Origin of the sequence: uncultured Tissierella sp. (genome assembly GCF_902479755.1) — a bacterium.
Classification (GTDB): domain Bacteria; phylum Bacillota; class Clostridia; order Tissierellales; family Tissierellaceae; genus Tissierella; species Tissierella carlieri.
On record NZ_CABSQO010000023.1, the window covers coordinates 1 to 15,451 of the forward strand.

The following is a 15,451-nucleotide window of genomic DNA, read 5'->3' on the forward strand; positions in this document are numbered from 1 at the left end:
ATTTATGCTAAATAAATAAATTTAATCATTTGAAACATAACATAAAAATACCACAATATTTATCTTTAAAATAATGCGGTATCGAAATAAAATATTCGCAATATAGTAATATTAATATTATTACTATAGATACTCAGTTACTAGATCTGTAAAAAGAATACCTTCCAAATGATCTATTTCATGACAAAAGCATTTCGCTAAATCTCCTGTACCAGTCAATATAATTTCATCACCATTTTCATCTAATGCTTGTACTATTACTTTCGCAGGCCTCACTAATTTTCCTAATCTATCTGGGATACTCAAACATCCTTCTATTACTTCTTGAGCTCCTTCTTGATTAATTATCTTTGGATTTACTAATTTTATAAGTCCTTGTCCCATATCTATTACAACTAACCGCTTTAATATCCCGACTTGTGGTGCAGCTAATCCTCCGCCATTTTCTATACTATACAGCGTATCTGCCATATCATTTAGTATTTGTCTTATTTTATCATCTATTACCTCAACTACTTTACTCTTCTTTCTCAATATTTCATCATCAAAAAATCTAATCTGCCTTAATGCCATTTAAATTACACCTCTGCTTTGTCGTGATCTTGATTTTCTTTCGCTATCTTCAAAAAGAAAAATATCCTCTATAGAGCAATTAAATACTTTAGAAATATCATAGGCTAACCATATAGATGGTTCAAATTTTTCTGTTTCTATAGAGTTAATTGCTTGTCTTGATACACCTACAAGTTCTCCTAATTGTTCTTGCGTTAATTTGAAAATTTCACGAAACTCTTTTAATCTATTCTTCATTAATTATCCTCCTGTAATGTTAACCTTACATTACTAGTATATTATTATTACATTCTTATGTCAAGTTAACCTTACATAACATATAATGAATACTTTGAATTTTCAAGATTAAAACTCTGGCTTTTCATTTTTACCATATCATTTCTAAAAAATAATAATTAATATTTTCTAACTATCTCTCATATTCGATTATTGCACCCTTTACTTTCCCAATTAGAATTTAAAGGGGATGTACTTTTCATAACCATATAACAAAAAAATAAAAAGTAAGGTCCGTAATGGATTCAAACAATATGTCTATATTCATAAAAATCCATTACGGACCTTATGAAAGGAGAACATATTTTTCTTACAGTGAAAACTGAAAGTTGAATTCTATTTACGAACCTTACATAATTATTATGTGAAGAATCCAGAATATTATACATTTTATTTTTAATGTTTTTCATAAAATCATTAAAATAATTTCAAACCTTATATCTAAAAATCTTAGCCATATACTCGAGAATAATAATTAACACTTTACATCTATTACTCATATGCTATTATGAGGTTATTACTCTCACTTAAATAGGAGGTGTTTTTATGGGTGAATCACTAGGCTGCAGAAGAGAGTGCGATAATAATAATTTTCTACTATTCTTCTTTATAATATTAATAATCATTTTCTGCTTCTGCGATAATGATTTCTTTGGTGGCTTTTTTGGTAGAGGAAGATGCTAAGCCATCTCACTAATCGGGGCTTCTTGTCCCCGATTTTTCTTTTTAAATTTTCTTTCTGCCTAATTATTTTAGCTATCCTTTATTATTCCTAAACAAATACTTTTATTTATATTAAATGTATTATCTAGTATAAAACTATAGATGGACAAGAGTAAATAATTTAAATAAAAAATTAAGAATAAGATGAAATAAATTTTAATTAGTGTATAATATATGTAAGTGCACTAATTAAATTTATTAGCAGAATTTTATATAAATCTATAAGAGGGGGAAAGTATAATGAATAAACCAATATTATCAGCACATTTTGAATCAAGAAAACCATCAGATGTTCGTTTAGCTCAAATGAAATATGACGAACGTCAAGTAAAACCTGAAGCAGTAATAAACGTTGGAATAGGAAACGTATCTTTACCGACAAATCCAGCTATGCAAAAAAGAATGTTTGAGCTTAATTCATCTGAAAGTCCATTTGCAAATGGAGTTATTAGATATTCAGGAACAGCAGGTACTGTTGAAGCACAGAATGCTTTTAAGAATATCTTAAAGAGTGAAGGATTTGACACAAGCAATCTTTATGTTCAAATAACAGATGGTGGTTCATCAGGTATGGAATTATTACTTCTAGGGGTTTGTGGACCAGCTGGAACTGATGAAAGACCTCTTATGATGATTGATCCTGCTTATACAAACTATATTTCATTTGCAGAGAGAATTGGCCGTAAAACTGCAACTATAAAACGTCATATGGGTGAAGATGGAAAATTCAATTTACCAAATATGAATGAAGTTGAAGAAATGATAAAAGCAAATAATCCAGGGGCACTTTTAGTGATTCCTTATGATAATCCAACAGGACAATATTACACATATGATATTTTAAAAGATCTTGCTAAACTATGTGTTAAGTATAATATGTGGATGGTAAGCGATGAAGCTTATCGTGAATTATATTATAATGAAGAGGAAAAACTTGTAAGTATTTGGGGACTAACAGATGCAGATGTTCCAGGAATTGAAGGAAGAAGAATTAGTATTGAAACAGCATCAAAAGTATGGAATGCATGCGGTTTAAGAATAGGTGCAGTAATTACGGATAATCCAGAATTTAACAATCGTTCTGTTGCAGAATATACAGCTAATCTTTGTGCTAATGTAATTGGCCAATATATTTTCGGAGCATTAGCACATGAAAGTAAAGAAAGTATCCTTGGATGGTGTAAACAACAAAGAGATTATTATAAAGATCAAATAGTAAAAGTTTACAATGGTCTTAAAGAACAAGAACCAGGTCTTATTGTTTCAAGTCCAGATGCATCAATTTATTCAGTAATCGATGTAAGAAACGTTGTAAAGCCAGGATTTGATTCAATTGAGTTCGTTCTATATTGTGCAGGACAAGGCTCCGTTGAAATGGATGGAGTTGAAACAACTCTTCTTGTAGCACCAATGAAAGGTTTCTATGATGTTAAGAATGATGAAGAGAATCCAGGAAAAACTCAATTTAGAATTTCCTTTGTTGAATCACCTGAAAACATGGATAAAATTCCTGAACTTTTCGTTAAACTTTTAAGACAATATGAGGCACAAAGATAGTGCAAAATAGAAAAGTCTGCTAAAATTAGCAGACTTTTCTTATGCATGAATATTTATCTTCATTTAGATCCTTTGCTTTGATAGAACTTTGATTTCAGTTAACTTTTTTTTATTCTTAAGCAGAAATATAATAGAATTCCTATGAGGGTTAAGCTTAAGTATTCTATAAATTTAGATAGGGATAAAAATAAGATCTATGCCATTTTATTATTTAGCTTTAAATATCTTGCTAAATAATCCTACTTGTTTTTCTTCTGTTTTCTTTAACTTTTCTCTTAATTCTATATTTTCAAGAGTTTTTTCTTTAACCTTCATTTTAAGCTTAGCGTTTTCACATATAAGCACATCACGTTCCTTAGAGTTCAATTCATTTCTAAGCATTGCAACTTCATTTTTTAATTCCTCTATTACTTTAATATTCTTCTCTGAACCTTCATTAATATGATTAAACAATTTATCAAAAAATTCTTCCTCCAATGTCGTACTTATTTCCTTAGCTAATTGATATGTATCAAAATATATATTGTCATCAACTGGAACTACATCTGTCGTCTCCTGATTATTCATCATAATTTCTGGAGACTGTATTATAAGTTTTATCTGTTTATTAGTAAAACCTTTATCCTGTAAAGTCTTTATATATTGTATTAATTCAATCTCTTTATATGTAAAATATCTATGGTTCGAATTATTTCTAGGAACCTCAATTTCAAATTCTTTTTCATAATATCTTAAAACATGTGGAGCATATCCGGTAATCTCAGATACTTCTGATATAGTATATTCATGATTTAAATCTAACATAATAAATCCCCCTCAAATCCAATCTACTACTATATAATTCTCCAAATAATTTTTAATTCCTCTAATTTTTGAAAAACTTTTTCATACAAATTCCCCTAAAATAAAACAATTAAAAACATAATTGTATATAATATAATAAAATCTTCTAATAAAGTATACTTAATAAATCTTTTATTGGTCATTGCATAAGCGACTTGCACAGAATCAAAGATTAAGGAAGGTTCTCAATTCTAAAATGTTAAAGTAATACTTTCCTATTCATTATAAAAAAATGGCTGAATTATCAGCCATTTTTTATATTATATATTTAAATTATCTTCTAAAAATCCTACTAAAAGTTTTGTACAATTAATTATATCATTCTTAGATGCCATTTCTACAGTAGAGTGAACATATCTAGTAGGTACAGAAATTACTCCTGATGGAACTCCTCCTTTATTGATATGAATAGCTCCTGAATCTGTACCTCCAAATTCTAATACTTCCATTTGATAAGGAATTCCATTATTTTTAGATATAGAAACAAGTAAATCTTTTACTTTTGGATGACAAATAATAGAATTATCTTTTACCTTAATGGCTGCTCCTTTATTTAATCCTATTGCAAATCTTCTTGCCTTAGGCGTGTCGCCATTACTAGTTACATCCAAAGCTATACCTACATCAGGATCAACTCTATATGCCGCAGTCTTAGCTCCTCTAAGGCCTACTTCTTCTTGAACTGAAAAAACAAAATATAGATCATTAACTGGATTGTTTATAGATTTTAGAGCTTCAATAGCAATGAAACATCCTACTCTATCATCTAAATAAGGAGTAAATACAACATTCTCATTTTCCACATATTCTGATTTATATATACAAATATCACCTATACTTATCTTTTCTTCTGCTTCTTCTTTACTAAAAGCACCAATATCTATATACATATTTTCTAGTTTTAATTTGGATATATCATCTACAGGTTCAGCATAAATAACTCCAATAGTTCCATTTTCAAATATAACCTGTTGGCTTATGGAAACAGTAGGAGAAATTCCACCTATATTTGTAAATCTTAAAAACCCTTTCTCGTCTATATCAATTACCATAAGTCCGATTTGGTCCATGTGAGCAGAAATCATGATTTTTTTCCCGTTACCTTTTTTTCTAGCAATTAAATTACCTAATGCATCTACGAAGGTCTCATCTACAAAATCCTTGATCTCATTTATAATGTATTCTCTTATTAATTTTTCATTGCTTGCTGGACCATAGATTCCAGCTAGCTCTTTTAATAAGTTAAAGTTTATATTCATTATAATTCCTCCCTTTCAAATTCAGATAAAATTGCCTTTAGAAGTAAATAAGTATTATCATAGTCATTTTTACTCATTACAGATGCTGGTGAATGTATATACCTACAAGGTACCGATATAGTAGTGGTTATTGAGCCTTCCTTAGTAGTATGAATTTTTCCAGAATCATTTCCTCCCATAGAAGTTTTTCTATATTGATATGGAATATTATTCTTTTCTGCAATACTAACTATTTTTTTTCTAAATTCATGATTAAATACTGTTGTTCTATCTATTAAAGATATTGCAGGTCCCTTGTTAAGATAAGTAGGAACTAAATGTGTATCAAGCTTTGGCATATCATAACATAGTGTTCCTTCTAAAACTATTGAAATATCTGGATTAACTTCATAAGCAGCTGGTCCAGCCCCAACTAGTCCTACTTCCTCCATTACTGTAAAAACTGCATAGAAACTAACATCTTTTACCTCTTTAATTAAATTAACTAACATTGAACATCCAACCCTATTGTCAAGTGCTTTTGCCTTAACTAGACTTTCACCAAACTCTACATAATCAGACGCAAAGGATACATAATCACCTATACTAACTAATTTTTCAGCTTCTTCTTTAGATTTAGCACCTATATCTATATATAGTTCATCTATAGATAAAGCTCTCATCCACTCTTCCCTTTTTTGCAAGTGAATTGGCTTTGCACCGATTACACCCATAATTTTATCTTTTCCAACTAAAACAGGCTTTGATACTAAAATTCTCTTATCTATTCCACCTACTGTAGTAAATTTAAGTAGACCCATATTATCAATCTCTTTAACAAGTAATCCAACTTCATCCATGTGTGCAGTAACCATTAATGTTTTATTAGTATCCTTACCTTTTTTATATGCAATAATATTCCCTATTCTATCTATCTTAAAACTGTCAACATAATCTTTTATCTCAGAGATTATAAAATCCCTAACTTCTTTTTCATTACCAGATACTCCTGGTAATTCTGTTAGTTGTTTTAGTAGCATAATAATCCCTCCAAATTCTCATTTGAAATAGAAGCGATAAAGAATGCCAATAATTTAGCAGTATGCTTTATATCTACCATATCTATCACCTCAACAGATGTATGCATATATCTTAGTGGTATAGATAAAACTAAGGAAGGAATTCCTTCTTTAGTTATTTGCATAGCCCTTGCATCAGTACCAGTTGGCCCTGGAGATATTTCCATTTGAAATGGAATATTATATTCTCCAGCTATTTCAGTAAGTCTCTTTCTTAATGTAGGATGAATATTCCCTCCTAATGTAATGCCAGGTCCTTTTCCTAGCTCTATTGAATCAGACTTAGAAAGTTCAGGAGTTGTCCCAAATCCAACATCTACAGCAATACCTATATCTGGATTAATCTTATAAGAACTAACTAATGCTCCTGCCATACTAACTTCTTCTTGAACTGTAGAAACAAAGTATACATCAGCTTCATGTTTCATCTTGCTCAACTCTTTAACACACTCATAAATAGCCGCTATTCCTGCCCTATCATCTAAAGCTTTTGCTGCTATTCTTGTCCCTTGTAAATTAGCCATTGTTCTTCTAATGGTTATGGAATCCCCTACACTTACAAGTTCATTCACTTTTTCTTTTGAATATCCAATGTCTATAATCATATCTTCCATTTTTATAGCCTTATCATGTTCAGATACTTCCTGTAAATGAGGTGGTTTAGAGCCTATAACACCAAAAATGTCTTCCTTACCATGTACAATAACTTCTTGACCTAATATAGTCCTAGGATCAAATCCACCTATATTAGTAAACCTAATGAATCCGTTTTCTTCAACATCTTTTACCATAAGACCAATTTCATCCATATGAGCTGCAATCATTATTTTTACATTATTTTCATCAGATGATCCTTTTTTCAGTGCTACAATGTTTCCAAGCTTATCTACTGTAATATCATCAGTAAATTCGTTAAAAGCTGAGACTATTGTATCTTTTAAAGTATGCTCATATCCTGAAACACCTTTATTATTACACAACAGTTCTAAAAATATTTTGTTATCCAAATTTATGCCCTCCTTTATTTGATAATTTTATTTAATAATTAAATTATTTTTTCATAGAAAAAAGTTCTTGCTGCCTTTAACTTATGTTTTTCAGGCATAATTATTTGTTCTGTACTTCCCACGAACAATATTCCATTATCATTCAAAGAATTATAAAATTTAGAATATAAAAGTTCTTTTGCATCCTCAGTAAAATAAATCATTACATTACGACAAGTTATTAAATCTATATTTGAAGGAAATCTATCTTTTAATAAATCCATTTTCTTATATTCAACACATTTTTTAATATCTTCTGATATTCTATATGAACCTTCAATTTTACTAAAATATTTTTCTTTAAAACCTCGTGGTAAATTTGCTAGTGACTTTTCACTATAAAGTCCCAACTTTGCTTTACTCATGGCTTCTTCATCAATATCTGTTGCTAATACCTTTATATCCTTTAAAGGAAAAAAATTAGATAACATCATAACTAAAGAATAAGGCTCTTCTCCAGTTGAGCAAGCTGCACTCCAAATTTTTAATCCTCTTTTATTCTTTGCCATTAAAGAAGGAATGATATCTTTTTCTAGCACATCCCATTGAGATGGATTGCGATAAAATTCAGAAACATTTATTGTTAAATAGTTAATAAACTGTTCTAGAAGATCCCTATTATTTTTTAATCCAATAAAATAATCATCAAAATCTTTAAAACTATTTCTAGTTAGAAGAGATGATATTCTTCTCTTCATTTGTTTTTCTTTATAATAGTTCAAGTCTATATTTATTAGTTCATTCACATTTTTCTTGAATATTTCATACTTGTCCATTTTTACCTCCCAAAATTGTTTAAGCAAAAATGCAATATAGGGCCTCAATGTAATTATATTACATCAAAACCCTTAATATTTTTCAATTTATTAATTTTTATCTACAATATCTCCAATAGTTACTTCTGGTTCTTCATTTAAGATAATATTTTCTTCAACAACATCATTTGTTTCTATAGCATCTTTTAAACTTAGGCTAATTTTCCTATCTTCTTCATTAATATCAATAACTTTTACATTAATTTTTTCGCCTACTTTTAATACATCTGAAGGCTTATTAATATGTTCTTTAGATATCTGTGAAACATGAAGTAATCCATCTACTCCCTCTTTTACTCTAACAAATGCTCCAAAATCTAATAGATTGACAACTGTTCCTTCAACTATATCTCCCACATTTATATTTTTAGAAAAAGCAGACCATGGCTCCTCAATGGTTTGTTTTAATCCTAAAGAAATTCTATTTTTTTCTTTATCAAGAGATAATACTCTAACTAAAACTTTTTGACCTTCTTTAACAACATTTGATGGATGTTTTACTCTATTCCAAGATAAGTCTGATATATGAATTAACCCATCAACTCCCCCTAGATCTACGAATGCTCCAAAATCAGTTAATCTTTGCACAACACCTTCTACTATTTGATCCACTTCAAGGTTTGCCCATAATTCTTTTCTTCTATTATTTAATTCTTCTCTTTCTACTTCTTTTCTAGATAATATAACTCTCTTCTTCTCTTTATCAAAATCAATAATCTTAGCCACTAAAGTCTTGCCTTTATATACACCTAAATCAGATACAAAATTAGTAGAAACTTGAGAAGCAGGCATAAATCCACTAACTCCATGTACTAGTACAGAAAGTCCACCTTTAATGCTATTTAAAACCTTACATTCAACTCTTTCTTTATCATTAAATAGTTTTTCAATAATATCCCAATTTTTAAAATCATTTACTCTCTTTGCAGAAAGTACGACATTTCCTTCACCATCATCCAGCTTTACCACATAAACATCTATTTCATCTCCAACTTTATATAAGTCCTTTGGTTTTACATCTGGATCATTAGACAACTCTTCTCTATTAACAATGCCGTCAGACTTATAATTTATATTGACCATAACCTCATTATTGGTAACATAAATTACTTCACCCTTCAGCACATCTCCCCTATGAATCCTAGTAAAAGAATTTTCAATTGCCTCCATCATTTCATTGTTGTTAATATTGTCCATTATTTCAACTACCTCCTTAATTATCCAATCAGGTGTAGAAGCACCTGCTGTTATTCCTATTTTATTAAATTTTGATAGCATTTGTAAAGGTAATTCTTTTGAAGTTTCAATATGATATACATTATTGCAATACTTTTTACTAATTTCTACCAGCTTATTTGTATTTGAACTATGATATCCACCTATTACAATCATAGCATCTACCTTGCTTGCTACTTCTTTACAAGATTCCTGCCGAAGATTAGTAGCATTGCAAATTGTATTAAATATTTTTACTTCATTACCTTTTTCATTGATTAGCTTTGATATAGTTTCGAATTTTTCCTGTGTATTTGTAGTTTGAGAAACTATACATATTTTATCCATCTTAGGCAAATTTGTTGCCTCTTCTAAAGAATTTACAATAAATGCCTTATCATTGCACCATCCATTTATCCCTATTACCTCTGGATGGTCTGGATCTCCAATTATTACTATATTATATCCTTGATTTTGATATTCTTCAACCCTCTTATGCACAGATCTCACATAAGGACAAGTACTATCAATGATATCTAAATTCATCTTATTAATTTTATCAATAACGGATTTACTTACACCATGAGATCTAATAATAATCCTACTATCTTGGATTCCTTCTATATTATCAATTGTTTTTAAGCCCTTTTCTTCAAATTTTTTTACCACTTGAGAATTATGAATCAAGGGACCAAGTGAATAAATGTCCTTATTAGAACTTAAAAGTTCATCACTTGCAATGTCCACCGCTCTCTTCACACCAAAACAAAATCCAGCATTATCAGCTATAATTATTTCCACTATATTCCCTCCTCTTTATTCTTAATTGAATATATTGATTGCAGAATGTCTTTACTAAGTAAACGATAATCTTCAGTGGTTAATTTTTTATCATAGCTATGGGAGAAGTCAATAGGTTTACCAAAGCTAATTTTTATCTTACTAAAAAGCTTAAAACTCCCCTCAATGTAGACAGGTAAAACTGGTGACCGGGCTTTTATACTTATCAATGCAATTCCAGGTTTTGCATTTTCTATATTAGCTTCTTTAACCCTAGTTCCTTCTGGAAAAATTCCTAAAACTCCTTCTTTTTTAAGAACCTTTAATGAGTTTTTTATTGCAGATAAATCTGATTCTTCACGATCTACAGGAAATGTTCCCATTTTATTTAATATATAAGATAGTATCTTACTCTTGAAAATTTGTTTTTTTGCCATCCAGCAGACTTGTCTTGGAAATACAATAGATATAAGAATGGGATCTAAATTATTTATATGATTAGAACACAATACTAGTCTTCCTTCTTTAGTTATATTCTCTTTCCCATGCACCTCTATTCTATATAATAATCTAAAAATTACACTTGCTATTAATTTTGCTACATTATAAAGATACATATTACTACCCCCTTTTAACTATAGATATAATATCCTTTACACACTCATCTATAGTTTTGTTGGTGGTATCAAGTCTATAGGCATCTTTGCTTTCCGTTAAGGGAGCAATTTCTCTAGTACTATCTATCCTATCTCTATTTTCTATTTCTTCCTTTATCTGTTCATAGGATATTCCACCTTCTCCTTTTTCTAGTAATTCTTTATACCTTCTACATGCTCTCTCTTCAACACTTGCTGTAAGAAAAAACTTAAAATCTGCATCTGGCAAAACTACAGTACCTATATCCCTACCGTCCATAATGATTGACTTTGTTCTAGCTAATTCCTGTTGGATTTTAACCATACCTTCTCTTACCTCTTTGATCTGTGCAATAAAAGAAACATTCTTATTAATTATATTTTCTCTTATCTCTTTATCCACTTGAATATCATCAAGATAAATATGATTGTTTCTAAAATCAATAGAAGTATTTTTCATAGTATCAATAACATCATCTATTGATTCTGGATTTAACCCCAGCTTTAATACCTTTAGAGTTAAGGCTCTATACATCGCACCTGTATCTATATATTCAATAAATAAATCCTCTGCTACCTTTTTTGCAATAGTACTCTTACCAGCACCTGCTGGTCCATCTATGGCAATAGTGATATTTTTACCTAACATAGTATCCCTCGTTTCCAATTACAAAATAATAACCACCTCTGGGTGGCTTAGGCATTATTTGACAAATCAGGCCTTAAAATTTTCGCATCTCTCAAATAAATATGTTTAACTTCTTTTTGATTTATTATCGAGTTATAAAGCACCATTAGCCTAATGCATTTATCAAGACTTCCTTTAACATACATCTCATTAAAACACATCAACCCAGCATTTATGTAACCCAGCTCTCTAGCTGCCTTAGCAGGATAGACTTTATCTAAATCATTAGTACAAGAAAATATTATGCTAATAACCTTATCCCGATCTATATTATTCTCTTTTTCAATTTCAATTAATAACTCTCTAGTACCCTCTAGTATACTAGAAACTGAATTTTCAGGAACAGTGATAGCTCCTCTAATAGTTACAATATTCATAGCATCACTCCCTTAATAATTATATATTAAATTCTTGTGGTAAACAAGCTATTTTGGTTTAATTAGGAACAATATTTTAATGACTTATTAGCTTAATTAAAAGAGAAAGATAAGTCAAGCTATACATTACTTCCTGCTAAATATCCAGTAGAATAAGCAATTTGCAAATTATATCCTCCGGTTAAGGCATCTACATCAATAACTTCTCCCGCAAAATATAACCCAGAGACTTGCTTTGATTCCATTGTGGATGGATTTATTTCCTTAGTAGATACCCCTCCTGATGTAATTATAGCTTCCTCTATTGGTCTAAAGGATTTAAAAGTAAGAGGAAATTCTTTAATAGAGTTTAATAATTTTAGTCTTTCCTCTTTTGTAATTTGGTTTATTATTTTTTCAGGGTCCAAGTCTGATAAAAATAATATAATTGGTATCAATTTTTGAGGTAATAGATCATCTAAAGCATTTTTCATTTTTTTATTATTATTTAATTCAAAATCCCTTAGAATTCTATCATCTAATTTTTTATTATCTAAAGCAGGCTTTAAATCGATTGATAGACGAATTCCATCATTAATATATCTATACAAATGATTGCTCATAGAAAGAACTATAGGTCCTGAGATTCCATAATGAGTAAAAATCATTTCTCCAAATTCTTCATATATGTTTTTTTTCTTAGCATAGGCTGATAGTGTTATGTTTTTAAGAGATAATCCCTGTAAATCTTTAATCCAATTTTCCCTAACTTCCACAGGAACTAAAGATGGTCTTATTTTAGTAATACTATGACCTAGCCCTTCAGCAAAAATATATCCATCGCCTGTAGATCCAGTAGCGGGATATGATTTACCTCCTGTAGCAATAACTAGTTTATCAAAAATTGTTTCATCTTTATTAGTTCTTACAATAAACTTTTGATTTTTTATATCAATAGAATTCACTTTAGTATCTAGCAATAATTTGACATTATTAGCTGCTAAAAATTTTTGAAAAGCTTTAATAACATCTGAGGATTTATCACTTAATGGAAATACTCTATTCCCTCTCTCAACTTTTGTTTTTAATCCATACGATTCAAGTAGATTTACTATATCTCTATTTGTAAAACTATAAAAGCTACTATAAAGAAAGTTCCTATTTTTCATTACATTATCGAAAAAATCTTCAATAGGAGCATTATTAGTTATATTACATCTTCCCTTTCCAGTAATGAAAAGTTTCTTACCTATCCTTTCATTTTTCTCAATTAAAGTCACGTCTTTACCTCTAGAACCTGCGATGCCAGCAGCAATAATACCAGCTGGTCCAGCCCCTACTATACAAATTTTTTCTTTCATCTAGACAACTCCTTCAAATGGGATATATCATTTAAGGATGTTAGCACCCTATTGTAATCTCTAAATTCAATTATACTCAATGAAACATTTTTTAATGAAATGTTCTTATAGTGGGAAATATCAATATCTAATAGCCCTAAAATAAGCGCCTTCAATGTTGCACCATGTGACACCACAGCAATATTTTTACCTTTATTTTCATCAATAATATAATTTATATATTTCATAACCCTCTCTTGCAATATTTGAAGAGTTTCGGCACCTTTCATATTTAAGCTTTGAGGTTCTTTAAGCCAGATTGAATACTCAAAATTATATTTTTTCTGTATTTCCTCTATACTCAAACCTTCCCATGGGCCAAAATTTATTTCTCTAAGTAATTCGCTAGCTACCAAAGGCTTATGGATTATATCAGATATGATTTTAGCCGTAGTATATGCTCTCGACAAATCACTAGTATATATTATATCTATATCTTCATTTATTAACCTATTTCCTAAGCTAAGAGCTTGTTCTTTACCCAGGTCAGTTAATATAGTATTCTTTTGTCCTTGAATCATATTAAGCTTATTCCATTCGGATTGCCCATGTCTTATTAAAAATAATTTTACCAACAATAACACCTCTCAATAATAGTAATTAAATTTATACTTATTTATATATTATAACAAATATATTAGATAATAAAATGTATCATTTATGATAACATTTGTTTTGATACATTGTCATAAATAAAAAAGCTTCTCTATAAAATAGATAGATTAAAGAAACCATTTTTAAAGCCCATAGGTAAGTTCTTATTCCTTTCCCTATGGGCTTTAAAAATGGTATTACTAATATAGTTTTTATTTATCCTTATTATTTACATCATAAACATTATATTTTTTCCAGATATTTTCCAAATCTTCAAATGAAGACCTAATATCATTCTTTTTCTCCATACCTATAGATACTATTAAAGCATTTATTAAACTCATTGGAGCAACTAATGAGTCTACGAAGGAAAGCATGTCAGAACTCGCAATAAGAGATATATCGGAATATTTAGCTGCTGGTGAAATTAAACTATCAGTTATACTAATAATTTTACATCTCTTTTCCTTACAAAAATCTAATGCTTCAAGAGTTCTTTTAGAATATCTAGGATAACTAATTCCAATGATTAGATCCTTAGAATCTGCCTTTAATAATTGCTCAAATACATCATTAGGACCTGAAGTAATAACTTTTACATCTTTTATCAAGAAGTTAAGATAAAATCCTAAATAACCTGCTAAAAAGGAAGATGATCTTAGTCCGAGAATATATACATTTTCAGCATTAAGTATTAAATCTATGGCATCTTGAAAAGCTTTATAACCCGTTTCATTTATTGTTTTATCAATATTTTCCTTATCTTTTTCCATGGCCTTTTTTAAGGCATTTTCCTTATTGGAATATTCATCTGTCATTGTAAGTCTTTGAACAGTAGTAAGTTTATTTTTTATTAGCTCATGCAATTCTTTTTGAAGTTCCCTATATCCAGCATAACCTAAGGTGTTAGCAAATCTTACAACAGTAGATTCACTCACATTAACAGTATCACCAAGAGCAGCTGCAGTCATAAAAGCTGCTTTATCATAATTGTTTATAATGAACTCTGCTATGAGTTTTTGCCCTTTACTTAGGTTGTTAAAATTATTTTGGATATTTTTAATAAGATCAACATACGTCTCCATAGCACTCTTCCTTATGTTCTTTTATTAGATTAAAACCTTCCTCTAGAGCCTTTTTATTCAACTCCTCTGTTCCCCTTGGCACTCTATCACATACTGCTCTCTCAAGAGAATCTTTACTCACTATCTTTGTTAATTCATATATACTACCTAAAGCTATAATATTAGCTACCATGGGTTTACCTAGTTTATCAGTTGCAGTCTCTAATATAGGAACTGTATATATGGTTATATCATCTCTTTCAGGTTTATTATCCAAAGATTTGTCAATTATTAATGTTCCCCCTGGCTTCAATGATTTTATGTACTTATCACACGCAGCTTGTGTAAGTGTAAGCATTATATCACATTCATTCACCTTAGGATAATTAATTTCATCTTTACTAATTATTACTTCAGCCTTACTAGCACCACCTCTAGCTTCTGGTCCATAGGACTGAGATTGAACTACATTCATACCATCATATAAAGCAGCTTCAGCTAATATAATTCCAGCTAATATAAGCCCTTGACCTCCAGAACCCGTTAATCTTAATTCTTGACGTAGCATA

General features: G+C 29.6%; 17 protein-coding genes. 2 read left to right on the forward strand and 15 right to left on the reverse strand.

Annotation, left to right across the window (positions count from 1 at the left end):
• Positions 1 to 123: 123 nt before the first annotated feature.
• Positions 124 to 573, reverse strand: coding sequence for a peptide deformylase (def, locus tag RDK80_RS12580; RefSeq protein WP_308524453.1), 450 nt, complete (start codon positions 571 to 573; stop codon positions 124 to 126).
• Positions 574 to 810: a helix-turn-helix transcriptional regulator gene (locus RDK80_RS12585; RefSeq protein WP_094904452.1), complete on the reverse strand. Its 237-nt coding sequence runs from the start codon at positions 808 to 810 to the stop codon at positions 574 to 576.
• Positions 811 to 1,395: 585 nt separating this feature from the next.
• On the opposite strand from RDK80_RS12585, the gene RDK80_RS12590 reads away from it, so the two are divergent.
• Together RDK80_RS12590 and RDK80_RS12595 are read left to right on the forward strand one after the other, a co-directional pair.
• Entirely contained in the window at positions 1,396 to 1,533 is a 138-nt protein-coding gene (locus RDK80_RS12590) for a hypothetical protein (RefSeq protein ID WP_158220210.1), read from the forward strand.
• A 279-nt stretch (positions 1,534 to 1,812) separates the two neighbouring features.
• On the forward strand, positions 1,813 to 3,129 hold the full coding sequence (locus tag RDK80_RS12595) for an aminotransferase class I/II-fold pyridoxal phosphate-dependent enzyme (RefSeq protein ID WP_308524454.1): 1,317 nt from the start codon (positions 1,813 to 1,815) through the stop codon (positions 3,127 to 3,129).
• 207 nt (positions 3,130 to 3,336) lie between these two features.
• Here the strand turns inward: RDK80_RS12595 and RDK80_RS12600 are convergent, their stop codons facing one another.
• The 13 genes from RDK80_RS12600 to RDK80_RS12660 all read right to left on the reverse strand — a co-directional run bounded on the left by RDK80_RS12600 (position 3,337) and on the right by RDK80_RS12660 (position 15,450).
• A complete protein-coding gene (locus RDK80_RS12600; RefSeq protein WP_094904450.1) occupies positions 3,337 to 3,933 on the reverse strand; it encodes a MerR family transcriptional regulator in 597 nt (198 codons plus the stop codon).
• Between the two features lie 299 nt (positions 3,934 to 4,232).
• Positions 4,233 to 5,231: a M42 family metallopeptidase gene (locus tag RDK80_RS12605; RefSeq protein WP_094904449.1), complete on the reverse strand. Its 999-nt coding sequence runs from the start codon at positions 5,229 to 5,231 to the stop codon at positions 4,233 to 4,235.
• A complete protein-coding gene (locus tag RDK80_RS12610; RefSeq protein WP_308524455.1) occupies positions 5,231 to 6,250 on the reverse strand; it encodes a M42 family metallopeptidase in 1,020 nt (339 codons plus the stop codon). The genes RDK80_RS12605 and RDK80_RS12610 overlap by 1 nt, the downstream gene beginning before the upstream one ends.
• Complete coding sequence (locus RDK80_RS12615) at positions 6,241 to 7,296, reverse strand: M42 family metallopeptidase (protein ID WP_308524456.1); 1,056 nt, start codon at positions 7,294 to 7,296, stop codon at positions 6,241 to 6,243. The genes RDK80_RS12610 and RDK80_RS12615 overlap by 10 nt, the downstream gene beginning before the upstream one ends.
• Positions 7,297 to 7,334: 38 nt before the next feature.
• A complete protein-coding gene (locus tag RDK80_RS12620; protein WP_308524457.1) occupies positions 7,335 to 8,111 on the reverse strand; it encodes a protein-glutamate O-methyltransferase CheR in 777 nt (258 codons plus the stop codon).
• A 90-nt stretch (positions 8,112 to 8,201) separates the two neighbouring features.
• Positions 8,202 to 10,166 carry a bifunctional 4-hydroxy-3-methylbut-2-enyl diphosphate reductase/30S ribosomal protein S1 gene (locus RDK80_RS12625; RefSeq protein ID WP_308524458.1) on the reverse strand — a complete coding sequence of 655 codons (1,965 nt, stop codon included), beginning with the start codon at positions 10,164 to 10,166 and terminating at the stop codon, positions 8,202 to 8,204.
• A complete protein-coding gene (locus RDK80_RS12630) occupies positions 10,166 to 10,762 on the reverse strand; it encodes a lysophospholipid acyltransferase family protein (protein ID WP_308524459.1) in 597 nt (198 codons plus the stop codon). Before RDK80_RS12630 ends, RDK80_RS12625 begins: the two co-directional genes overlap by 1 nt.
• 4 nt (positions 10,763 to 10,766) lie before the next feature.
• Positions 10,767 to 11,429 (reverse strand): (d)CMP kinase, encoded by a 663-nt coding sequence (cmk, locus tag RDK80_RS12635; RefSeq protein WP_308524460.1) that lies wholly within the window; start codon positions 11,427 to 11,429, stop codon positions 10,767 to 10,769.
• A gap of 47 nt (positions 11,430 to 11,476) precedes the next feature.
• A complete protein-coding gene (gene aroH, locus RDK80_RS12640) occupies positions 11,477 to 11,845 on the reverse strand; it encodes a chorismate mutase (protein ID WP_216555857.1) in 369 nt (122 codons plus the stop codon).
• 119 nt (positions 11,846 to 11,964) lie between these two features.
• Complete coding sequence (locus RDK80_RS12645) at positions 11,965 to 13,185, reverse strand: NAD(P)/FAD-dependent oxidoreductase (RefSeq protein WP_308524461.1); 1,221 nt, start codon at positions 13,183 to 13,185, stop codon at positions 11,965 to 11,967.
• Entirely contained in the window at positions 13,182 to 13,799 is a 618-nt protein-coding gene (locus tag RDK80_RS12650; RefSeq protein ID WP_308524462.1) for a histidine phosphatase family protein, read from the reverse strand. The genes RDK80_RS12645 and RDK80_RS12650 overlap by 4 nt, the downstream gene beginning before the upstream one ends.
• 231 nt (positions 13,800 to 14,030) lie before the next feature.
• Complete coding sequence (locus tag RDK80_RS12655) at positions 14,031 to 14,903, reverse strand: MurR/RpiR family transcriptional regulator (protein ID WP_308524463.1); 873 nt, start codon at positions 14,901 to 14,903, stop codon at positions 14,031 to 14,033.
• Positions 14,887 to 15,450, reverse strand: a complete 564-nt coding sequence (locus tag RDK80_RS12660; protein WP_094900304.1) for a 2-oxoacid:acceptor oxidoreductase family protein — start codon at positions 15,448 to 15,450, stop codon at positions 14,887 to 14,889. Before RDK80_RS12660 ends, RDK80_RS12655 begins: the two co-directional genes overlap by 17 nt.
• Position 15,451 lies beyond the last annotated feature (1 nt).

Coding starts and splice junctions, on each gene's coding strand:
- def (WP_308524453.1), bottom strand. CDS start 573: ATGGCATTAAGGCAGATTAGATTTTTTGATGATGAAATATTGAGAAAG.
- RDK80_RS12585 (WP_094904452.1), bottom strand. CDS start 810: ATGAAGAATAGATTAAAAGAGTTTCGTGAAATTTTCAAATTAACGCAA.
- RDK80_RS12590 (WP_158220210.1), top strand. CDS start 1,396: ATGGGTGAATCACTAGGCTGCAGAAGAGAGTGCGATAATAATAATTTT.
- RDK80_RS12595 (WP_308524454.1), top strand. CDS start 1,813: ATGAATAAACCAATATTATCAGCACATTTTGAATCAAGAAAACCATCA.
- RDK80_RS12600 (WP_094904450.1), bottom strand. CDS start 3,933: ATGTTAGATTTAAATCATGAATATACTATATCAGAAGTATCTGAGATT.
- RDK80_RS12605 (WP_094904449.1), bottom strand. CDS start 5,231: ATGAATATAAACTTTAACTTATTAAAAGAGCTAGCTGGAATCTATGGT.
- RDK80_RS12610 (WP_308524455.1), bottom strand. CDS start 6,250: ATGCTACTAAAACAACTAACAGAATTACCAGGAGTATCTGGTAATGAA.
- RDK80_RS12620 (WP_308524457.1), bottom strand. CDS start 8,111: ATGGACAAGTATGAAATATTCAAGAAAAATGTGAATGAACTAATAAAT.
- RDK80_RS12630 (WP_308524459.1), bottom strand. CDS start 10,762: ATGTATCTTTATAATGTAGCAAAATTAATAGCAAGTGTAATTTTTAGA.
- cmk (WP_308524460.1), bottom strand. CDS start 11,429: ATGTTAGGTAAAAATATCACTATTGCCATAGATGGACCAGCAGGTGCT.
- aroH (WP_216555857.1), bottom strand. CDS start 11,845: ATGAATATTGTAACTATTAGAGGAGCTATCACTGTTCCTGAAAATTCA.
- RDK80_RS12645 (WP_308524461.1), bottom strand. CDS start 13,185: ATGAAAGAAAAAATTTGTATAGTAGGGGCTGGACCAGCTGGTATTATT.
- RDK80_RS12655 (WP_308524463.1), bottom strand. CDS start 14,903: ATGGAGACGTATGTTGATCTTATTAAAAATATCCAAAATAATTTTAAC.
- RDK80_RS12660 (WP_094900304.1), bottom strand. CDS start 15,450: ATGCTACGTCAAGAATTAAGATTAACGGGTTCTGGAGGTCAAGGGCTT.